General features: G+C 62.1%; 23 protein-coding genes, 2 tRNA genes and 1 pseudogene. 15 read left to right on the forward strand and 11 right to left on the reverse strand.

What is annotated here, in order from left to right; all coding sequences use genetic code 11:
* Positions 1-13 precede the first annotated feature (13 nt).
* Entirely contained in the window at positions 14-904 is an 891-nt protein-coding gene (locus X742_RS167195) for a DMT family transporter (protein ID WP_023769924.1), read from the forward strand.
* A 12-nt stretch (positions 905-916) separates the two neighbouring features.
* On the opposite strand, the gene X742_RS167190 is transcribed toward X742_RS167195, so the two are convergent.
* From X742_RS167190 to X742_RS167180, 3 genes are all read right to left on the reverse strand, one after another.
* Positions 917-1,960: a zinc-dependent alcohol dehydrogenase family protein gene (locus tag X742_RS167190; protein ID WP_023769925.1), complete on the reverse strand. Its 1,044-nt coding sequence runs from the start codon at positions 1,958-1,960 to the stop codon at positions 917-919.
* Between the two features lie 137 nt (positions 1,961-2,097).
* Complete coding sequence (gene maiA / locus X742_RS167185; protein WP_023769926.1) at positions 2,098-2,748, reverse strand: maleylacetoacetate isomerase; 651 nt, start codon at positions 2,746-2,748, stop codon at positions 2,098-2,100.
* Between the two features lie 4 nt (positions 2,749-2,752).
* Entirely contained in the window at positions 2,753-3,448 is a 696-nt protein-coding gene (locus X742_RS167180; protein ID WP_023769927.1) for a fumarylacetoacetate hydrolase family protein, read from the reverse strand.
* Positions 3,449-3,677: 229 nt separating this feature from the next.
* Here X742_RS167180 and X742_RS167175 point away from each other — a divergent pair, with 229 nt between their 5' ends.
* Complete coding sequence (locus X742_RS167175; protein ID WP_023769928.1) at positions 3,678-4,361, forward strand: response regulator transcription factor; 684 nt, start codon at positions 3,678-3,680, stop codon at positions 4,359-4,361.
* 14 nt (positions 4,362-4,375) lie between these two features.
* On the opposite strand, the gene X742_RS167170 is transcribed toward X742_RS167175, so the two are convergent.
* Both X742_RS167170 and X742_RS167165 read right to left on the reverse strand, forming a co-directional pair.
* Complete coding sequence (locus X742_RS167170; RefSeq protein WP_023769929.1) at positions 4,376-5,716, reverse strand: hybrid sensor histidine kinase/response regulator; 1,341 nt, start codon at positions 5,714-5,716, stop codon at positions 4,376-4,378.
* 14 nt (positions 5,717-5,730) lie between these two features.
* On the reverse strand, positions 5,731-6,867 hold the full coding sequence (locus tag X742_RS167165; protein ID WP_031247610.1) for an FIST signal transduction protein: 1,137 nt from the start codon (positions 6,865-6,867) through the stop codon (positions 5,731-5,733).
* Between the two features lie 308 nt (positions 6,868-7,175).
* On the opposite strand from X742_RS167165, the gene X742_RS167160 reads away from it, so the two are divergent.
* The 5 genes and pseudogenes from X742_RS167160 (at position 7,176) to X742_RS167150 (ending at position 12,627) form a co-directional block, all read left to right on the forward strand.
* Complete coding sequence (locus X742_RS167160; RefSeq protein WP_023769931.1) at positions 7,176-7,676, forward strand: (2Fe-2S)-binding protein; 501 nt, start codon at positions 7,176-7,178, stop codon at positions 7,674-7,676.
* Positions 7,677-7,785: 109 nt separating this feature from the next.
* Positions 7,786-10,131 carry a xanthine dehydrogenase family protein molybdopterin-binding subunit gene (locus X742_RS167155; protein WP_023769932.1) on the forward strand — a complete coding sequence of 782 codons (2,346 nt, stop codon included), beginning with the start codon at positions 7,786-7,788 and terminating at the stop codon, positions 10,129-10,131.
* Between the two features lie 115 nt (positions 10,132-10,246).
* Complete coding sequence (locus tag X742_RS1000000176425; RefSeq protein ID WP_032924714.1) at positions 10,247-10,519, forward strand: FAD binding domain-containing protein; 273 nt, start codon at positions 10,247-10,249, stop codon at positions 10,517-10,519.
* Positions 10,497-11,171 (forward strand): annotated as a pseudogene (locus X742_RS0135685) (FAD binding domain-containing protein); the annotation flags it as partial. The gene X742_RS1000000176425 and the pseudogene X742_RS0135685, both read left to right, overlap by 23 nt.
* A gap of 433 nt (positions 11,172-11,604) precedes the next feature.
* The gene (locus tag X742_RS167150) at positions 11,605-12,627 is read left to right on the forward strand and encodes an acyltransferase (protein WP_023769933.1); all 1,023 of its coding nucleotides are present in this window, start codon (positions 11,605-11,607) and stop codon (positions 12,625-12,627) included.
* A 126-nt stretch (positions 12,628-12,753) separates the two neighbouring features.
* Here X742_RS167150 and X742_RS167145 read toward each other — a convergent pair whose 3' ends face one another.
* Both X742_RS167145 and X742_RS167140 read right to left on the reverse strand, forming a co-directional pair.
* Positions 12,754-13,242, reverse strand: coding sequence for a GNAT family N-acetyltransferase (locus X742_RS167145; RefSeq protein ID WP_023769934.1), 489 nt, complete (start codon positions 13,240-13,242; stop codon positions 12,754-12,756).
* Entirely contained in the window at positions 13,239-13,997 is a 759-nt protein-coding gene (locus X742_RS167140; RefSeq protein ID WP_023769935.1) for a copper homeostasis protein CutC, read from the reverse strand. The genes X742_RS167145 and X742_RS167140 overlap by 4 nt, the downstream gene beginning before the upstream one ends.
* Before the next feature lie 198 nt (positions 13,998-14,195).
* On the opposite strand from X742_RS167140, the gene X742_RS167135 reads away from it, so the two are divergent.
* Complete coding sequence (locus X742_RS167135) at positions 14,196-14,624, forward strand: SRPBCC domain-containing protein (RefSeq protein ID WP_023769936.1); 429 nt, start codon at positions 14,196-14,198, stop codon at positions 14,622-14,624.
* A 103-nt stretch (positions 14,625-14,727) separates the two neighbouring features.
* On the forward strand, positions 14,728-15,183 hold the full coding sequence (locus X742_RS167130) for a carboxymuconolactone decarboxylase family protein (RefSeq protein ID WP_023769937.1): 456 nt from the start codon (positions 14,728-14,730) through the stop codon (positions 15,181-15,183).
* A gap of 91 nt (positions 15,184-15,274) precedes the next feature.
* Here the strand turns inward: X742_RS167130 and X742_RS167125 are convergent, their stop codons facing one another.
* A complete protein-coding gene (locus X742_RS167125) occupies positions 15,275-15,706 on the reverse strand; it encodes a cupin domain-containing protein (RefSeq protein ID WP_023769938.1) in 432 nt (143 codons plus the stop codon).
* A 337-nt stretch (positions 15,707-16,043) separates the two neighbouring features.
* Between X742_RS167125 and X742_RS167120 the strand changes: the two genes are divergently transcribed.
* From X742_RS167120 to X742_RS167110, 3 genes are all read left to right on the forward strand, one after another.
* Entirely contained in the window at positions 16,044-16,532 is a 489-nt protein-coding gene (locus X742_RS167120; RefSeq protein ID WP_023769939.1) for an Hsp20 family protein, read from the forward strand.
* Positions 16,533-16,600: 68 nt separating this feature from the next.
* Entirely contained in the window at positions 16,601-17,053 is a 453-nt protein-coding gene (locus X742_RS167115) for a hypothetical protein (protein ID WP_023769940.1), read from the forward strand.
* 43 nt (positions 17,054-17,096) lie between these two features.
* Positions 17,097-17,396: a DUF982 domain-containing protein gene (locus X742_RS167110; RefSeq protein ID WP_023769941.1), complete on the forward strand. Its 300-nt coding sequence runs from the start codon at positions 17,097-17,099 to the stop codon at positions 17,394-17,396.
* A gap of 155 nt (positions 17,397-17,551) precedes the next feature.
* Here the strand turns inward: X742_RS167110 and X742_RS167105 are convergent, their stop codons facing one another.
* Positions 17,552-17,800 carry a hypothetical protein gene (locus X742_RS167105; protein ID WP_023769942.1) on the reverse strand — a complete coding sequence of 83 codons (249 nt, stop codon included), beginning with the start codon at positions 17,798-17,800 and terminating at the stop codon, positions 17,552-17,554.
* A 761-nt stretch (positions 17,801-18,561) separates the two neighbouring features.
* Positions 18,562-18,636, reverse strand: a tRNA-Asn gene (locus X742_RS167100).
* Between the two features lie 223 nt (positions 18,637-18,859).
* Here X742_RS167100 and X742_RS167095 point away from each other — a divergent pair.
* Positions 18,860-19,120, forward strand: coding sequence for a hypothetical protein (locus X742_RS167095; protein ID WP_023769943.1), 261 nt, complete (start codon positions 18,860-18,862; stop codon positions 19,118-19,120).
* 47 nt (positions 19,121-19,167) lie between these two features.
* Here X742_RS167095 and X742_RS167090 read toward each other — a convergent pair whose 3' ends face one another.
* Complete coding sequence (locus X742_RS167090) at positions 19,168-19,416, reverse strand: hypothetical protein (RefSeq protein ID WP_156939332.1); 249 nt, start codon at positions 19,414-19,416, stop codon at positions 19,168-19,170.
* Positions 19,417-19,630: 214 nt separating this feature from the next.
* Between X742_RS167090 and X742_RS167085 the strand changes: the two genes are divergently transcribed.
* Both X742_RS167085 and X742_RS167080 read left to right on the forward strand, forming a co-directional pair.
* Positions 19,631-19,704, forward strand: a tRNA-Cys gene (locus tag X742_RS167085).
* Between the two features lie 90 nt (positions 19,705-19,794).
* A complete protein-coding gene (locus X742_RS167080; protein ID WP_023769945.1) occupies positions 19,795-20,463 on the forward strand; it encodes a protein-L-isoaspartate O-methyltransferase in 669 nt (222 codons plus the stop codon).
* Positions 20,464-20,482: the final 19 nt, after the last annotated feature.

The following is a 20,482-nucleotide window of genomic DNA, read 5'->3' on the forward strand; positions in this document are numbered from 1 at the left end:
AACGGAGCCTGCGATGGACAAGACGGCGAGCGGCTGGGTGAGCGGATTTATCGGCGTGCTGATTTTCAGCGGTTCGTTGCCCGCGACGCGCGTGGCGGTGATGGATCTCGATCCGATATTCCTGACATCGGCCCGCGCGGTCATTGCCGGCCTGCTCGGTCTCGCGCTGCTGCTTGTGTTTCGTGAGAAGCGCCCCGGGCGTCAAGACTTGCTGTCGCTCATCATCGTTGCGCTTGGCGTGGTCGTCGGCTTTCCCTTGCTGACGGCATTGGCGCTGAAGCATGTCACCTCGGCCCACTCGATCATCTTCGTCGGCCTGCTGCCGCTGGCGACCGCGATCTTCGGCGTGCTGCGCGGCGGTGAACGGCCCCGGCCGGCCTTCTGGCTGTTCTCATGCCTGGGCAGTGCCCTGGTGGCGGGCTTTGCGCTTGCGCAAGGCGTGACGGCTTCGCCGGCCGGCGATGGACTGATGCTGGCGGCCATCATCGCCTGCGGCCTTGGCTACGCCGAGGGTGCCGCGCTGTCGCGCAGGCTCGGTGGCTGGCAAGTGATCTGCTGGGCGCTGGTGCTGTCCCTGCCGGTCATGCTGGTGCTGACCTTTGCGACCTTGCCGCCATCCTTCGCCAGCGTCGGCTCCAATGCCTGGATCGGTCTTGGCTATGTTTCGCTGTTCAGCATGCTCATCGGCTTCGTGTTCTGGTATCGCGGCCTGGCGCAAGGCGGCATTGCGGCGGTGGGGCAGTTGCAGCTTCTGCAGCCATTCTTCGGGCTCGCACTAGCGGCGACGCTGCTGCATGAACAGGTCAGTCCGATGATGATCGTCGTCACGCTCGGCGTGGTGCTTTGCGTTTTCGGCGCGAAGAAGTTTGCCAAGCAGGATTTGCCGCGCCGTGCGGCTGCATAGCGATCCCGACCCTCACGAGAACTTCGTCACCACCCCAATGCCGATACCCTCGAAGCCGCCCATCGCCATCAAGGCCGCTGGCGCTTCGTCGAGGCTGATCTTCTTGCCGACCAACAGTTCGGGTTTGAGCTTGCCGTGGCGGATCATCTCCATCATCGCGGGGTAGCGATAGGCCTGCATGCCGTGAGTGCCGAGGATTTCGAGTTCGAAGGCGATCACCTTGTCCATCGGCACCTGCGGGCGGGCGTGTTCGCCCAGCATCAAGCCGACCTGCACGTGACGGCCGCGCCGGCGGAGGTTGGCGATCGAGTTGAAGGACGTCGTCGGATGGCCGAGCGCGTCCATCGACATGTGAGCGCCACCATCGGTGATCTGCTTGACGGCCTTGACGACGTTCGGTGTCGTCGAAGCGTTGATGGTCGCCACGGCGCCGATCTGTTTGGCGAAGTCCAGCTTCTCCTCGGTGAGGTCGATGGCGATGACATTGGCGCCCATCGAACTGGCGATCATGATTGCCGACAGGCCGACGCCGCCGCAGCCATGCACCGCCACCCATTCGCCGGGCTTTACCCGGCCCTGATCGACAATGGCGCGGAACGATGTGACGAAGCGGCAGCCGAGGCTGGCGGCCGTCGCGAACTCCATTTCATCGGGCAGGCGCACGAGATTGGTGTCGGCGTGTTCGATAGCGACATATTCGGCGAACGAGCCCCAGGCGTTGAAGCCAGGCTGGGACTGGTGTTCGCAGACCTGGTGATTGCCGGATGTGCATTCGAAGCAGTGGCCGCAGCCGACGGCAAACGGCACGGTGACGCGTTCGCCCGCCTTCCAGCGAGTGACGTGCTTGCCGGCGGCAACCACGACGCCGGCCAGTTCGTGGCCCGGCACATGCGGCAGGCGGATATCGGCGTCATGGCCCATCCAGCCGTGCCAGTCGCTGCGGCAAAGCCCGGTCGCCTCGACCTTGATGACGACGCCATCGGCCGCCGGCTTCGGGTCTGGCACGGTCTGGATCGTCGGCGCTTCGCCGAACTGTTCAAAGACGACGGCTTTCATCGGCAACTCCACCCTTGCACGGACTCAGGGAAACGATAGCCGATTCCCTGTCTGGTCAAGCGGAAATCGGTTCGAGCGCGGCGTTTGGACCGCGTATGTGTGCCCGGCGCGCCTTGAAGTCGGGGTCGGTGACAACTCTATTCGGCGTCGATCTGGTTTTGTGGCGCGGCTTTCTGGAAGGCGGGTAGCGCCATGCAGGCGGCATTGATACGAGCGATTGTCGGGTAGGGCGTCAAATCAACGCCAAAGCGGGCGTTGCTAGTGACTTGCGCGGCAAGGCAGATGTCGGCCAGCCCCGCCGCCTCGCCATGACAGAATGCGCCGGTTTCGGACGACGCCGTGAGCAATTTTTCGAGTGGCCCAAATCCTTCATTGACCCAATGCCGGAACCAGTTGGCGACATCCTGGTCGCCGGCGCCGAACAGAGTGCGCAGCGAAGTCAGCACGCGCAGATTGTTCACCGGATGGATGTCGCAGGCGATCATCTGCGCCAGCATTCTCACTCGTGCCCGGCTCGGCGGATCCTTCGGCAATAGCGGGGGTTCAGGTATGGTCTCGTCGAGAAACTCGATGATCGCCAGCGATTGGGTCAGGAGCATGCCGTCGCTCCAGATCAGTGCCGGCACCAGCCCCTGCGGATTGACCGCGAGATAGGCTGCTTCGAGATGCTCGCCATGGCGCAGGTGATGCGGGATGTAGTCATAGCCCACACCTTTCATCTCCAGGGCAATCCGCACCCGGTGCGAGGTGGAGGAGCGGAAGTAGTTGTGCAGGACAATGTCGCTCATACGGTCACTTCCGTTGGCCGATCGTCACTTCGATCGTGCCGATGCCATCGACACCGCCTGATATCGTTTCACCCGGCTTGATCGCGCCGACACCGGCGGGCGTGCCGGTGAAGATCAGGTCGCCGGCCTGCAATTCCACGCCTTCGCTGCAGATCGAGACGATGTCCGATACCGGCCAGATCAGTTCGGCGAGGTCGGCATCCTGTTTCACCACACCGTCGACGGCGAGCCAGATGCGCCCCTTCGTCGGGTGACCGGATTTCTCCGCGGCAACCAGCGGGCCGCAGGGCGCGGAACGGTCGAAGGCCTTCGACCAGTCCCAGGGCCGCGCCGCCTTCTTGGCGGCATCCTGGAGGTCGCGGCGGGTGAGGTCGATGCCGACGCCGTAGCCCCAGACATGATCCAGCGCCTTGCCGCGGGCAATGCGAAAGCCTGAGTTGCCGATCGCCACCACCAGCTCGATCTCGAAGTGGAGGTTTTCGGTCAGCGGCGGGTAGGGGATATCAGTGCCGCAATCGACCACCGCGTCGGCCGGCTTGGTGAAGAAGAAGGGCGGATCGCGATCGTCATTGCCGAACTCGCGCGCATGCGCCGCATAGTTGCGCCCGACGCAGAAAATGCGCCGCACGGCAAAGCGTTCGCCGGAACCCGCAATGGCGACAGAAGGCGTTGGCGGGGCGGGAAGGACAAAGGCGGTCATGACGGTCTCCGCGTTTGATGGGGAGTTGGCGGCACATTCGGCCGATTTCCGGGGGCGGGCAAGGCGTCGCTTTTCATAAAGCGTGGCCTTCGCCGTGGCTGTATAAGGAATCCAGGCTTCCGATCACTTTCTGCAGCGATGAATCCTGTTCAACGGCGATAGACTATTTGCCAATAATCCGGCCATGGTCAGGAGACTATGGTGTGCCCGGTAAACCGGAACGAGCCCCATGACAGCCCCTACCGATCGCGCCCGGTTCCTTATCATCGACGATCATCCGCTGTTTCGCGAGGCGCTGCACAGCGCCGTTCAAATGGCTTATCCCGAGGTCGATACGGTCGAGGCGCGCTCGATCGCCGAGGCGCTGGACTTGCTGGCCGACGCAAAGCCTTTCGACCTTGCGCTTCTGGACCTCAGCATGCCCGACGTGCACGGCTTCGAGGGGTTGTTGCAGCTCAGGACCCGCTATCCGCGCCTGCCGGTGGTGATCGTGTCGGGTCATGAGGAGCCGAGAATCATTTCCGAGGCCTTGTCCTACGGCGCTGCCGGCTTCATTCCGAAATCGGCGCGCAAGAGCGATCTCGCCGCCGCCATTCGCTCGGTGATGGACGGCGCGATCTATGTGCCTGAAACCTATGAGGGCCTTCCGCCGGGGGCGGACAGCACCGATCGCGCCGATATGGTGCAGCGGCTTTCCAAGCTGACGCCGCAGCAATTGCGCGTGCTGCAGATGCTGCGCCAGGGCCTGCTCAACAAGCAGATCGCCTACGAGCTGCAGGTCGGCGAGACCACGGTCAAGGCGCATGTGTCTGAGATCCTGCGCAAGCTCAATGTGTATAGCCGGACGCAAGCGGTGATCGAGGTCTCGAAACTCGACAGTGCCGAGCTGTTTCGGGATCAGGTAGGGTTTTGAACCAAACCCTCCCGCTAAGCCAGCAGATGCGCCAACAGTGCCCTTAGCTGCGCCGGCTTCACCGGCTTGCGCATCAGTTCGATGCCGCCGGCCCGTGCTGCCTTGGCCACGGCTTCGGAGCTGTCGGCGGTGACGATCAGCGCCGGCACGGCGCGGCCGAGATAGTCGCGGACCTCCGATATGGTAGCAGTGCCGAGATCGCCGCCGTCGAGGTGCTGGTCGGCGATGACGATGTCGGGCACCCAGTCGGTGTCGCCAAGCATGTCCAGCGCATCGGCGGTCGAGGTCGCGGCGCGCACCAGGCACTGCCAGCGTTCGAGCAGGAAGGTCATGGCTTCCAGCACTTCGGCGTCGTTTTCGACCAGCAGCACCTTGCTGCCGAACAGGCCGTAGCCGCGCGGCCGCTCCATGCTAGCGGCGCTGGCGATGGCATCGGCGGGCGCGCCGAGGCCGACGGGGACATCGATGTGGAAGATGGTACCGCGTCCGACCTTGGATGAAAACGTCACGGGATGGCCGAGTGCGCCGGCCATGCGGCGCACGATGGCGAGCCCCAGCCCAAGACCGCCGCTGTCGAGTTCGGCAGGAGCCGGCAAGGTGCCGCGGTGGAACTCCTCGAACACCGCTTCGCGCTGATCCTCGGGAATGCCGCAGCCCGTGTCGGCGACATCGATGCGGATGGTGTCGCCGCGATGGCGTGTGCCGACAAGGACGCCGCCCGAGCGCGTATAGCCCAGCGCATTGGAGAGAATATTCTGCAGGATGCGGCGCAGAAGAGTTCGGTCGGAACGGACTACGGCGTTGACCGGCCGGAATTTCAGCGACAGTGCCTTCAATTCCGCCACGGGCTGGAAATCCGAGCGCAGCGACGAGAACAGCGCCTCCAGGCTGACGTCGCCAATGTCGGGCTGGACCACGCCGGCGTCGAGCTTGGAGATGTCGAGCAAGGTGCGCAGCAGGTCTTCCATCGTTTCCAGCGAGCGCTCGACCTGCCGCACGAGCTTCTTTCCCTCATCGCTGGTCTGCACCTCGGCAAGGGCGGAGACGGAGAGATGGGCGGCGTTCAGCGGCTGCAGTACGTCGTGGCTGGCCGCGGCGAGGAACCGTGTCTTGGACAGGTTCGCCTGTTCGGCGTTTTCCTTGGCGGCGCTGAGGTCGATGTTCGACTGCTCCAGCCGCCGCAACGTCGAATGCAGTTCCTCGGTGCGCGTACGCACTCGGCTTTCCAGCGAGATCGCGGTCTGGAACAGCGAAAAGGCATTGCCTTGCTGGTCCATCGAGCGCTCGACGCGGCTGACCAGGGCGGCGTTGATCTTCTTCAGCCTGTCGAGATCGCTTATGTCCCTGAGCGGCATGCTGTTGCGCCGCTCTATTCAGCCGCCTGGCGGTCGCCGAAAGCGATGCCGGTGAAAGTCTGGTTGAGGTGCATCGACCGATATTGTTCGCCGTAGGTGCCGAAGCCGATGACATTGTTGACCCGGTAGAGTTCCGAAATGTCGCGAAAGACCTGCCTGTTGCGTGCGTCCAACCGGCGCAGCACGCAGTCGAAGCCAAGGATCATATCGATGCCGCCAAGCCTTTCCTCGACCTCGCGCAATGCCGCTCGTGTCGCGTCCACCATGTCCTTGGGCTGGGCGATCGACAGCACTACACCGTCGTCGATGGCGCAGAAGAACGACAGCGAGCCATCCGCGTGCATCTTCTGGATCGAGCGGCAGTAATATTCTCCGCCCACCTTCACCACCACCGGATGCGAGGCGAAGCTCAACGGTGTCAGGGTCTGTGGGAGGATCCCGACCGAAGCGGCATATTCCTCCGCTGCATTCGTGGCGTTGAATTCCCGCACGACGCGGTGATCAGGGTCGGACGCGGTCACCACCAGCTTTTCGTCGGTGGGAACGAAATTGTCGGTCTTGAAGACGTGGAACGGAATTTCCGTGGCGACCAGCACGATGATGGCGCTGTCCGAAGTGACCGTGCCGTTCGAGATCAGGCGCGTCGTCTCGAATTTCAAATCGTCGCCGGCCGAGCCGCCAAGAAGCGGTATGTCGTCGAGACCCCAGTGGATGGCCGAACTCACAGCTTCCTCGGCATAGGACAGCCCGTCGATGAAGCAGAGCGCGAAGGTGTTGCGGGTCTGCTCGCCGCCGAGCCGGGCGCGCAGCGTGCGCCGCAGGGCCTCGACCTCTTCGGTGATCCTGTCCATGCCCGACGTCGATAGATTGTCGACCATCGTGCTGACCGCCGTGAACGACGCCGAGGGCAGCAGCATCGCCAGCATATGGCCTTCCTCGAGCCCCTGCGGCGTGATCTCGCCGGCGGTGGAACAGCCTGCATGGTGGAGACACGGCGCGTGGGCCGAGAGTGCCCGTGACAGGGCGCCGGCCTCGATCAGGCTCTGGGAAAAGAACACGAGGGCAAAGCCGGCATTGATGGCGGCGGCCTCGGCGGCTACCGCTCGTGCGAAGACATCCGGGTCGGGCTCGTCCGTGGTCAGCGCCGACAAGCCGCATGCGTAGCGCGTCCGTGAGCTTGTCAGCGGCGTCCTCCCGCATTTCCTCCGACGCCTTCTTGTGCGCGGCTTTTCAAGTGCTTCTGGCGCGCGGGCGACGAGGGCATTGTTGCCGCCAGGAGGCGTTTTGGCAATGGGGCCGAGGAATGCGCTTTGGTGCTCTGGCCATGACCGAAAGTACAATGATCCGCCTTTTCCGTCGTGCTGTTGTTTGTGCCTTGTGCGGTGTACGACTAGCACAGCCGAAGTGCCAGCGGCGCGTCGGCAGCGTAATGACCAAGGTTGACACCCAGGGAGGGGCTATGTCGGACGTTTCGTTGATGGTGAACGGCAAGCGGGTCGGCGGTGCTGTCGAGGATCGAACGCTGCTCGTCCATTTCCTGCGGGAGAATCTCGGCCTGACCGGAACTCATGTCGGTTGTGATACCTCCCAATGCGGCGCCTGCGTCGTCCATGTCGACGGCAAGGCGGTGAAGTCCTGTACCATGCTCGCGGCCCAGGCCTCGGGGTCGAGCGTGGTTACGATCGAAGGCCTGGCCAACGGCGCCGACCTGCATCCCGTCCAGGCAGCCTTCAAGGAACATCATGGTCTGCAATGCGGCTTTTGCACGCCGGGCATGATCATGGCCGCGACCGACATGATCAACCGCCACCCCGAAGGCCTCGACGAGGCCACGGTGCGGGCAGAACTCGAAGGCAATATCTGCCGCTGCACAGGTTACCACAACATCGTGAAAGCCATCCTCGCCGCATCGACGACGATGTCGAAGGGGGCCAGGGGCAAGGCGAAGCAAGCGGCGTGAGGGAAAAGAGGAGTGGAGTAGTCGGGAGTCAGTAATCGTTCTGAACCGGCGGCTGTCCTCACTACTTCCTATTCACACTTCCTATTCACTTTTCGGGAGGAATCTTTGCATGGGTATCGAAGGTGTCGGCGCTCGGGTCGCGCGCAAGGAAGACAAAAGGTTCATCACCGGCGCCGGCCGCTATGTCGACGACATGGTGGTGCCCGGCATGAAGCATGCGGCCTTCGTTCGCAGCCCGCACGCTCATGCGCAGATCAAGAAGATCGACGTGAAAGCGGCTCAAGGCATGCCGGGCGTCATCGGCGTCTTGACCGGCAAGGAACTCAAGGCCGACGGCATCGGCAATCTCATCTGCGGCTGGATGATCCATTCCAAGGACGGCACGCCCATGAAGATGGGCGCATGGTCGCCGCTGGCTGTCGACAAGGTCCGTTATGTCGGCGATGCGGTCGTGGTGGTGGTGGCGGAAACCAAGGGCCAGGCACGCGATGCGGCCGAGGCGGTCGAGATCACCTACAAGGAATTGAAGGCGGTCGTCGATGCGACCAAGGCGCTCGAAAAGGGCGCCCCGCAGGTCCATGCCGAGGCCGAAAACAACCTGATCTTCGACTGGGAGATCGGCGATGCCAAAGCCACGGACGCCGCCATCGGGGCGGCGGCGCATGTCACGCGCATGAAGATCGTCAACAACCGGCTGGTGCCGAACGCCATGGAGCCGCGCGCCGCACTTGGCCATTACGACAGGGCCGAGGATCATTACACCTGCTGGACGACATCGCAAAACCCGCATGTCGCGCGGCTGGTGATGAGCGCCTTCTACAATGTCGCGCCTGAAAACAAGCTGCGCGTGATCGCGCCGGATGTCGGCGGTGGCTTCGGTTCCAAGATCTATATCTACCCGGAAGAGATCGTCTGCCTGTGGGCCTCGAAGAAGACCGGCGTGCCGGTCAAATGGGTCGCCGATCGCACCGAGAGCTTCCTCACCGACGCGCATGGCCGAGACCACGTCTCGACGGTGGAAATGGCGTTCGACAAGAACAACAGGATTACCGGTCTCAAGGTCGATACGATCGCCAATCTCGGCGCCTATATGTCGCTGTTCTCGTCCTGTGTGCCAACCTATCTCTATGCAACGCTGCTGTCGGGCCAATATGACATCCCGGCCATCCACGCCAATGTGCGCACTGTCTATACCAACACGGCACCCGTCGATGCCTATCGCGGGGCAGGGCGTCCGGAAGCCACCTATCTTCTGGAACGCACCATGGAAGCGGCGGCACGCGAGCTCGGCGTCTCTCCGGCAGACCTTAGGCGCAAGAATTTCATCACCACGTTTCCACACCAGACACCGGTGATCATGAACTATGACGCCGGGGACTATGGCGCTTCGCTCGATGCGGCGATGAAGACCGCTGACTATACCGGCTTTGCCGGGCGCAAGGCGGATTCGGTCAGGAATGGCAAGCTACGCGGCATTGGCATGAGCTGCTACATCGAGGCCTGCGGCATCGCTCCGTCGGCGGCTGTCGGTTCGCTCGGCGCCGGCGTGGGCCTGTGGGAATCGGCTGAGGTAAGGGTCAACGCCGTCGGCACGATCGAGGTGCTGACCGGCTCGCACAGCCATGGCCAGGGGCACGAGACGACCTTCGCGCAACTGGTCAACCAGCGTTTCGGGGTGCCGATCGATTCGGTGTCGATCGTCCACGGCGACACCGACAAGGTGCAGATGGGCATGGGTACTTACGGCTCGCGCTCGGGCGCGGTCGGCATGTCGGCGATTGCCAAGGCGCTCGACAAGGTCGAGGCCAAGGCCAAGAAGATCGCCGCCCACCTGCTCGAAGCCGACGAGGGCGATATCGTCATCGAGAACGGCGAAGTCAAGGTCGCCGGCACCGACAAGAGCCTGCCGTGGTTCCAGGTGGCTTTGGCCGCCTATACCGCGCACAATTTGCCGGCCGGCATGGAGCCAGGCCTGAAGGAAACGGCGTTCTACGATCCGGCGAACTTCACCTTCCCGGCGGGCTGCTATATCTGCGAGGTCGAGATCGATCCGGAAACCGGAACGACCGAGATCGTCCAGTTCGTGGCTGCGGACGATTTCGGCAACATCATCAATCCGATGATCGTCGAAGGCCAGGTGCACGGCGGCATCGCCCAGGGCGTCGGCCAGGCGCTGCTGGAAGGCGCTCACTACGATGCCAGCGGGCAACTGCTGACGGCAAGCTACATGGATTACACCATGCCGCGTGCCGGCGACCTGCCGTCGTTCAAGGTCTCGACGTCGAACACGCCATGTCCGAGCAACCCACTCGGGATCAAAGGCTGCGGAGAGGCCGGTGCCATCGGCTCGCCGCCGGCAGTGATCAATGCCATTACCGACGCCATCGGCATCGTCGATATAGCCATGCCGGCCACACCGTCCACCGTGTGGGCCGCGATCCGCGCCGCGAAATGAGTGAGTAGGGAAGTAGTGAGTTGCGGATACGGGCAGCGTGCCACCTCCGGCAGCGGCCATTCCCTGCTCCCTACTGACTACTCACTGCTGACTAACCACTTAGGGGGAGGATCCCATGTACGCAGTCAACTACCACCGTGCCGCCTCGCTCACTGAAGCCGCCAAGCTCGTGAAGAATGGCGACGCCAAGCTGCTCTCGGGCGGCATGACCTTGATCCCCGCCATGAAGACGCGGCTGGCGGCGCCGTCCGATCTCGTTGACCTGTCCCGCATCAAGGAACTGCAGGGGGTCAAGGTATCAGGCAAGACGGTCACGATCGGCGCCGCCACCACGCATTTCGACGTCGCCAATGACGAGAAGCTGCGCAAGGCCTGNCGATCTCGTTGACCTGTCCCGCATCAAGGAACTGCAGGGGGTCAACGTATCAGGCAAGACGGTCACGATCGGCGCCGCCACCACGCATTTCGACGTCGCCAATGACGAGAAGCTGCGCAAGGCCTGTCCGGCACTTGCCCATCTGGCGTCGCTGATCGGCGATCCGGCGGTACGCCACAAGGGCACGATCGGCGGTTCGATCGCCAATAACGATCCGGCGGCGGACTACCCGGCGGCACTTCTGGCGCTCGGCGCCACTATCATCACCAACAAGCGCGAGATGTCGGCCGACAAGTTCTTCAAGGGGCTGTTCGAAACGTCCTTGAAGGACGGCGAGATCGTCACGGCGGTCTCCTTTACGGCACCGGCGAAGGCAGCGTACCAAAAATTCCGCAATCCGGCCTCGCGCTACGCGATCGTCGGCGTGTTCGTGGCCAAGGGCAAGGACGGCGTCAGTGTTGCCGTCACCGGCGCCGGCGACGACGGCGTCTTCCGCTCGAACGAGATCGAGGCAGCACTTGCCAAAAGCTTCGATGCCGCTTCGCTCAATGGTGTGAAAGTGCCGGCAAAGAACCTGATGAGCGACATTCACGCTTCATCGGACTACCGTGCCGATCTGATCACGGTCATGGCCAAGCGCGCGGTGGCGGCAGCGAACGCCTGACGCAAGATCGATTACGGACGAGGCAACGGGCTGTCACGGCCCCGTTTTCATTCCCGGCGACTGTAGTTGCTCGGTTCCCGGCGGCCGTGCCCATCCTTGCTTGAGGCAATTCCGGCCCATGCCGCCGGGGATATGCATCAGCGACAATCTCGCACTTGCACAAACTTATATTGCACTGCAGTATAGATCAGTGCGGGAATGCGAGCCGGGTTCGGGAATTGGCCGTGCCTTTCGCATTACAATGCGAAGGGATCGGCTCGCATTACAATGCGAAGGGATCGGCTCGCATTACAATGCGAAGGGATCGGCTCGCATTACAATGCGAAGGGATCGGCTCGCATTACAATGCGAAGGNTCGCATTACAATGCGAAGGGATCGGCTCGCATTACAATGCGAAGGGATCGGCTCGCATTACAATGCGAAGGGATCGGCATGTCCGAAATTTCCGCGACCCATCTGGTTCCGCCCCGAGCGATCGTCGAGCGAACGGCCAGGACAAGACTGGCCTATCTCGATGGCTGGCGCGGTATGTCGATCGCGCTGGTGCTAATCGGGCATTTCTTTCCCGTTCCCGGGATCAATCTGGGCGTGCTGGGCGTCGAATTCTTCTTCGTGCTCAGCGGCCGGCTGATGGCCGAAATCCTATTTATCGAACGCTATCCGCTGAAGAAATTTTTCAAACGCCGGTTCTCGCGCATCTATCCGGCGCTTCTGGTCTTTGTCGTCGTCGCCATGATCGCGCTCTCAGGCACGTTCATCGCCTTCAAATGGAAGGCGGCCCTGACGGCGCTGACCTTCACCTACAACTATGCCGGAATTCTCTTGAATCGGGCCGGCGCGCTCGACCACATCTGGTCGCTCTGCATCGAAGAGCATGCCTACATCATCCTGGCGGCGATCAGCGCAGTCGTTGCCAGCCGCAGCCGTGTCATCCCGCTGCTGCTGGTCCTGGCTCTGCTGGCCATGATCAATGGCGCGGTTTCCTATTGGGTCCTGCACATGGATTATGAAACCACGTACTGGCGCACCGACGTGCACATCGCCTCGATCCTGCTGTCGGCCGCGATCTGCCTGCTCAAAGCGGACGGCAAGCTGCCGACCTTGCTGAAGGGGCCTTATGTCGCCGTTGCGGCGGCCGTCGGCGCGGTTTGCCTGTTCATGGACTCGGTACCGACACCGATCCACTACCTGCTCGCGGTGCCATTGCTGGCGATTGCCGTCAACGCGCTGGATTTCAGCACGCGGTTCTTGTCCGGATGGCTGTCGTCCCTGCCGATGACGACGCTGGGTCTATGGTCATATTCGCTCTATCTGTGGCAGCAGCCCTTCTACAAATTCGTCTACGAGCAGGGCAGCAATCCATGGCCGATGCTGGCCGGGGTTTTTGCCTGCGCGCTCTGCAGCTACTACCTCATCGAGCGCCCGGCACGCGAATGGCTCAACCGCAATTGGTGAGCCGCCCGATTGTTTTGGTAGTGGCCAGACGATAGCCGCACGACCGCGAGGTCCTTTTCTCCAGATAGCGCTTAGCTGTTTTCCGGGTTGGCGCAACGTCCAGGCGAGTCGGCGGTTGCCACCCGATCAGGTGGCTATCTGCCTGACGTAATAGCGCACCGCTTTCTTACCGCCGTGGATCACCGCGTCGCCGACTTCGGCGAAGCCGAGTGCGGCGTGGAAAGCGTCCGAGGCGGGGTTGGGCGGGTCGGTGTTGACCTCGCAGGTGACCAGCGCGTGGCCGGCGCTCCGCGCGTGGTCGAACAGGTCCCGATAAAGCCGGCGAGCATGGCCGCGGCCTCTTGCGTGCGCCGCCACGACGACGCGGTCGACATAGATGAAGCTGATGTAGCGCTCGCGGAACCAGACGAAGTTCGGGCTGTCGTAATTCGCATCCTGGTCGAAGGTCATGATGAAGGCTTCGAGATCGCCGATGCGGCGCGCGTAAAAGGCCTCGCCGAGCAGGAACGACAGCCGTTCGGCTTCAAGCCAGGACAATTCGGCGGCGTGCTCGTTGTTGAGCGCCAGTATGGCCGCTTCGTCGGCCTGCGCAATGCGGTTTATGGGCGAGGTCATTCCTTGGCCGCCGCTATTGTCGCCGCCACCAGCGCTGTATCGGTCAGCGTGTTGCGATACTCGCGGTCGAGATCGGAGCCGCCCATGCCGACCTTCGGATTGCGGTAGCGCATGGCGCTCGACACGTCCTTGAGGGCGGCGAAGTGCATTTCGGCCAGGCCGGTCCTTGCGCGCACCTCGGCGATATTGCCGAGATCGAGCCCGCCGCAACCGAGGATGATGATGCGCTCGCCGGCCAGCCGGACCAGCTCTTGCAGCAATGCCAGGCCTTCGATCGCCGTGTCGCGCTGGCCGCTGGTCAGGACGCGGCCGACCCTGCAGCGGATCAGCGCTTCCAGGGCTTCGGCCGGATCGCGCGCCATATCGAAGGCGCGGTGGCAGGTGACGTTCAAGGGGCCTGCGGCCTCGGTCAATTCGCGCATGCGCTGCTCGTCGATCGCGCCGTCGGGGTTCAGGCAGCCGAACACCACGCCGGGCACGCCCAGTTCGCGGAGCGCGGCGACGTCGGCGAGCATGGAGCGGTATTCGGTCTCGCTGTAGAGAAAATCTCCGCCGCGCGGCCGTACCATGACATGAAACGGCACGGTCGCCCGGTCGAGAGCGGCGCGCACGGTGCCGAGGCTCGGCGTAGTGCCGCCTTCGACAAGGCTGGCGCAGAGTTCGACCCGGTCGGCTCCGGCAGCCTGCGCGGCGAGCAGGCCATCAATGCCCTCGACACAGATTTCGATAAGCGGCGGGCGAATTTTTGGGGTCAAGGGGCGATCCAATCCATGGTGTTACGCAAGCCCTAGCACCCGGGCGCCGGGCGCGGAAGCGTGAACGCTACGCCGCCACTGGACCAGACGGCAGATTCCATTCTTGACAGTCGCATAACTGCAGGGTTATGGATGATACATAGCTGGCGGGTTATGATTTTGCGCATGGCACCACGACAGCAACGAGAGGATCAAGGCATGACGGAAACCAAATCGATCGTCGTCGAGAGGCTGATTCCATATTCGGCCGAAAAGATATGGCGAGCACTGACCGTGCCGGCACTCGTCGGCGAATGGTTCATGCAGAATGACTTCGCTGCCCTAGAGGGGCATCGCTTCACATTCCGTGCGACGCCAGTTCCCGGATGGTCCGGGGTGACGAACTGCGTGGTGCTGAAAGTCGAGGCGCCGCGGCTGCTGGCTTATAGCTGGGGCGATGGAACGGAATCGGACAGTGGGTTGAAAACCGTGGTGACGTGGTCACTGACACCCGAGGGGATGGCGACCCGGGTGCGAATGGAGCAGTCGGGATTCCGGCCCGCCGACGAGCGTGGCTATATCGGCATGGGAAGTGGCTGGCCGCGCATTCTCGAACGGCTCGAACAGGTTACCTCAAAACAGACCTGACACGCGGCAGGCAGCTAACAGTTTCATCAAGTCGAATCCCTGGATGCGAGGGCGTCCGGGCCGGGAAAACACGCCCGGAGAACAGTTCAAAAGGAGAAGACACATGCAAGCGAGAATCAAGAACCCGGTGATGCTCATCCCAGGCGCCCTGCAGGCGTTTCTGGCGCTGGACAAGTCGACCGAGGCAGCGGACCTGCCCTATGCGACACGCAAGCTCGTGCATCTGCGCGCCAGTCAGATCAACAGCTGCAGCGTCTGCGTCGACATGCACGCGCGCGAACTCAAGAAAGCCGGCGAGAAGGACGAGCGCATCTTTGCCCTCGCGGCCTGGAGGGAAACGCCTTATTTCACCGACGCCGAACGCGCGGCATTGGCGTTGGCAGAAGCCGGCACAAGGCTCGCCGACCGGCCGGACGCGGTGCCGGACGATGTCTGGGAGGAGGCGGCCCGGCGCTATGACGAGAAGGCGCTTGCCGCACTGGTCATCCAGATCGCCGTGATCAACGCCTTCAATAGACTGAACGCGACGACCCGGCAGCCGGTTGGCGCCTGGGGCTGAGCGCCTGGTTCAAATGGGGCTGGTCCACGAGGCGAGGGGCGGGCGGCGCATTGCCTTCCCGCCCGCTGCAAACACCCATGCAACTTGGTGGCTACTGTCGCAATTCGGTATTCTTGGCGCCTTCCTCGACCTGATCGATCACCAGGAGCTTGACCGGCCCGTCGCCAATGTTGGTGGCCTGGTGCCACTGCCCGATCATCTCAATGATGAAATCACCAGTCTTGTAGGTGTTGCTGTTGCCGGTTTCGACATTGGTAACCTTCAGCGTTCCAGCCTCGACATAGGCGTAGCGCGCGAACGGATGGCGATGGACCGGCAAGGTCGCGCCGGGCGCGATGTCATAGGCCGAGACCAACACCTGCACGTTCTTCCGTGGCAGCGTGATCGGCTGCCCCGATGCAGTGGTGGTGCGTGATGCGAGTGGCGTCACGACGACCGGGGTTCCGCTGCTGTCCAGCGCATGAGCGCCGGTCGCGAACGATGCTGCCGTGAGCAGCAATGCTGATGCCAGGATTTTTCGCACGATGTCCTCCCTTGACCGACGCATCTATCGCGCGGCGGCGGCAGCGTGCAAGGTCGCTCGTGACCAGAGGCCGAAATGGCGTGCATTTGCACCGGCAGTTGATCCACCCGGGCCATATTCCTCACCCGCTTCTAACCGGAAGGCTGTCGCCGCAAGGTCTGATGCATGCCCGGTCATGGATGGCCGTGGTGCCGCTTCAAAAAAATTTCGGGCGACCTCTTGAACAAAAAAATCGTGATTCCCAGATCGTTTTCCGTCGAGGCTTCGGCTCGACATACCGCGTCGCGGCGACGCTGCGGCGACCCGTAAACCATGTTGCTTCACGGAGGATATGGCTATGAGAAGCTTTGATTATTCGCCTCTTTACCGCACCACGGTCGGCTTCGACCGGCTCTTCGACATGCTCGAAAGCAGCGTGCGCTCCGACTGGCCGCCCTACAACATCGAGAAGAATGGCGACAACGATTATCGTATCACGATGGCCGTCGCCGGCTTCGGTCTCGACGAAGTGGAACTTGTGCAGAACGGCCCTGAATTGTCCGTCATCGGACAGAGAAAGCCCGATCAGCAACATCGGGAAATCCTCCACCGGGGCTTGGCGATGGGTAACTTCAAGCAGGTGTTCAAACTTGCAGACCACGTCAAGGTCAAGGCGGCCAATATCCATAATGGCCTGCTGTCGGTGGACCTGGTCCGCGAAGTGCCCGAGGAACTCAAGCCCCGGCGCATCGAGATCGGTTCCAACGCCGCAGCGGTTCCGCTTCAGGATGGCGGCAACAAGCGGTCCATAGATGTGGATGCCGGGCCGCAACGCAAGGTGGCCTGATACAGGAAACCTCAGTCTGTGGTCCGCCTCCCGGCTCGGCCGGGAGGCACAGATCGCGGAGAACGGAGATGAGATCCCAAGCTTACAGTTTTCATGAATCCAAACCGACGGATTACGCAGCGGAATTCGCTGCGCTGCGTACGCCCGAGGACGTCCTGAACGAGAACATGGCGATTGGCGAGAAGAGGGCTCTGCTCGCCTTCTGGGCCTCGGACGCCCATGCGGTTCCTGACAAACCAACCCTACGTCAATTGGACAACGGTGCGACTGCGCAGGTCAGCGAGATTCTTCGTGCGCTCCACACCTTGGACGAGATTGCGCGCAAGCCGCCCGCCAGGGCACCGTTTGATCGCAATCAATCCTCGGACCGGCGTCGCAACAAAACGAGGCGCTACTGGCTGCGGTACCCCTGGCGAGATGACGATGACGACGATCCGCCACCGGTTCCGGCATATGCCGGAGTCCCACCCAGATGTGGGGATGGCGGCATGTTCGCGGTGGCTGAGCATGCCGTCGCGTGAAAAGCTGAAACAAACTAACTCGCTCAACTGAATGGAGGACTATATGAGCGACAGGACATTCGATCGGCCGGTGCTGGTGAAGGATGGCCAGTTCATCCAAGAAATAGGAAGCCTTGAGGATGCATTCGATTTCCTGGACGAGTGGCCGCGGGAGCGTCGAGGCCCGATTTTCGAAACGGCCTTCCGGGCTTGCCAGCGTGCTTACGATGACCAGATACCACTGCCGGTCGCGCGCGATGCCGTCGCTGGGTTCGCGAGATCCGTCAAGATGCTGCAGGAGCCGCTTGCTCCGCTGCCCTGGATGAGCGGCACCACATCAGGCCGCGGTGGGGTGGCCGCCTAACCGAGACAACGGCAGCGGCACTGCCTAGGGGTGTCGCTGCCAAAGTCTCATACTGGTCGAATCACAGCCATGGCAAACCCCGCTACGGTGGCGGGCTCATCTGTCATTGGCCTAGCATCAGCAGCAGCCGCCGCGCCCTGCTTTCGGCAAGCCGGCTATTGTTTTCGTCGGCCCACGCTCATCGTCAGGGTCGACGTCGGCTCCACAGGGGAGCGGGGTGTTGGTCGGCCGTGTAGCCTGACATCACCTTTTAAGCCCTGCGCGGCTTTGATCACCGCCTTGCGGTTGTTACCGTGTTTTAGGATCAACTCCCAGACCACGTCCGCTGTCAAACCGTTCTCCGAAGCGAAACATTCGACCTGATGGTCGTGAATAGCATCATGCCAGCCCTTATGCCCGCCCATCTGGAACTCCAATCTAGGCGCCGCATGGCAAGATATATGCGCTTTTGCTAATATGGCAATATGGAACGGAGGACTTATTTGGGGGTGGATGCGCGGCGGAACGGCTGAGCGGACTGGCCTGCCCGGGCTTCTATTTGACTGGCGCCCACATTCCTCCGGTGAAGTTGTCGGAGTCGGCAATCTGTAGGGTCTGAAGTTGATGGTACTCCGCTCCGAACCAGCCTTGTCGATACGGATTGGAAATTGCGCCTTCGGCCTCCAGTAGCTTTGTTTCTGGTCGTCGTGCCAAACCAACAAGAAGCTTTTTCGCCGTTGTGTAGAATCAGAATTTGTGTGCCCGGATCAAAACAGGCTAACCAGAGTTTTCTAGTCCCATCATCGGCGCCTGTCCCGAGAGCAGCTTCTAATGCCACGTGATCGGCGCCCGTCAGCTTGATATTCTTGGCTGGGATTGTGCCCGAGTTGAGCAACACGAGATTGTAGGTGATTCCGGTGTCGCCGCCATGATGGGTCTTCACCATCGCCGTTACGATCGTTCTGAATTGCCGCCTCCAGAAGTAGACGGACATGACGAATGCTGTCAGCGCCTCAATAAGTGCGGCCAGCGCTATCTTATCGCACGGAAAAGGAAAGGCTTATCGAACGGAAAAGGAAAGAACACGAAGGTTATAGATTCCGCCGATGTAGCCCAATATGTAGCCCTAGCGGCAGGGCATCGCATTTCCAGGATAAGGAAAGGCGTTAAGTCGATAAAAAGATTTTGGCTCCCCGGGCCGGATTCGAACCAGCGACCAACCGGTTAACAGCCGGTTGCTCTACCACTGAGCTACCGGGGAACGGAGGCTCTTTGAGCAAGTGGCGCAGCCTATAGCAAACCTGTTTCGGCTTTGCAAAGAAGCATTTCGCATTTTTCCGAGACTTTTTCGCTCAGGCGTTTCTCGCAATCGGTCTTGCCCACCCTCATATTAGCCGTCTTGGCAACGGGGCGCGGAACCGAAAGGGCGGTCGCGGCTTTCGTAAAATGAGATTGTCGAGCCCTGACACAGGCAGTTCTTCGCGATGACGGCAGCGGACGAAAACCCGATACCCGCACGAAAGATCTCGGTGTTCGGGCGCGAATTCACCATGCCGCAGTCGCGCGGCCTCAGGATCACGATCGGCGTGCTATTGACCCTTGGCGGCATTCTCGGGTTCTTGCCGATCCTCGGCTTCTGGATGGTGCCGCTCGGACTGCTTGTGCTCTCCTACGAATTTGCCATGGTGCGCCGCCACCGGCGCCGCCTGGTCGTCTGGTGGGAGCGGCGACGCCGGCCGAACTGAGCGGCTGATACCGATGCATGTCGCACGGCGGTGGCCTCCGACCAGAATCAATCGTCGCGCTGTCCCTCGGTGTCGCTGGATTCTTCCGAGTCCTGTTGCTGGCCTGCCTCCAAGTCTTCGCTGATCTCCTTCAGGACGGCTGAAGCCGAGGCGAGGCGCGCCCGGTCGCGGGGGGAAAGCCTGCCTGTGCCTTCTATTCTCAGGCACTCGATGGCGTAGCGCACCAATTCTTCGCACCCCAGCAGCGGCACGCTCTCGGTTTCGTGCGTTTCGTCCTTCGGTTTGGCCAGGGCCATGGCGCATTCCTCCCGTTTGTCAACGCAAGCCGGTGCGCGGAGTTTCGCGCGATCATCCGCCATGCTTAACGGTTTGCCAATGTGAATGGGCGGCTCTGACGGCGATCCGAGGGGGCGGAGGCGGCGCAAGGAAACCGTTTCGGAATGCGCGTGGCCGCTTGACGGCATTTTCGCCGCAACCTATTGGAACCGGGTGGAACGCCGGGAGCAATGAGGCCTCGTGGCGGAGTGGTTACGCAGAGGACTGCAAATCCTTGCACCCCGGTTCGATTCCGGGCGAGGCCTCCAATACCCGGGCTCCAGCGCGTCGGCGCCGGAGCCTGAAGTTCCGGTCGAAATGAACCGCGATTCTGACGCGGCAAGCAGATTGGTTGGAGCATGAGCGCTGATTTTTCCGAACTTCGCCTCAAGATGGTCGATGGTCAGGTTCGCACCACCGACGTGACCAGCGCGCCGTTGCTCGACGCGATGCTTTCCGTGCCGCGCGAGGTTTTCGTCGGCGATCGCCAGCGCGATCTGGCCTATATCGACGAGGACATCCGCATCGCCGATAGCGCCGATGGCCCGCGTTACCTGATGGAAGCTTCGCCGCTGGCCAAGCTGATGCAACTGGCCGAGATCAACCCGACCGATTCGGCACTCGATGTGGGGTGCGGCACCGGTTACGCCTCGGCCATCCTGTCTCGCCTGGCGAGATACGTCGTGGCGCTCGAAAGCGATTCGGCACTGGCGCAAACCGCCGCGTCGACCCTGTCTGGACTTGGCTGCGGCAATGTGACCGTGGTTCAGGGCGCCCTGGCGCAAGGCCATGCCGCGAAGGCGCCTTACCAGGTCATATTCATCGGCGGCAGTGTCAGCAAAGTGCCGTCGGCGCTGCTCGACCAGCTCGCCGAAGGCGGCCGCCTGGTGGCGGTCGAGGGCCAGGGCAATTCGGGCGTGGCGCGACTTTTTGTCAAAGCCGGGGGGGTTGTAACCGGGAGAAGGGCGTTTAATGCGGCAATTAAGCCACTACCCGGGTTCGAACGTGAGCATGCTTTCGAATTCTGAATGATTTGCCTTGCAGCAA

The organism is Mesorhizobium sp. LNHC229A00, assembly GCF_000502415.1.
GTDB lineage: Bacteria > Pseudomonadota > Alphaproteobacteria > Rhizobiales > Rhizobiaceae > Mesorhizobium.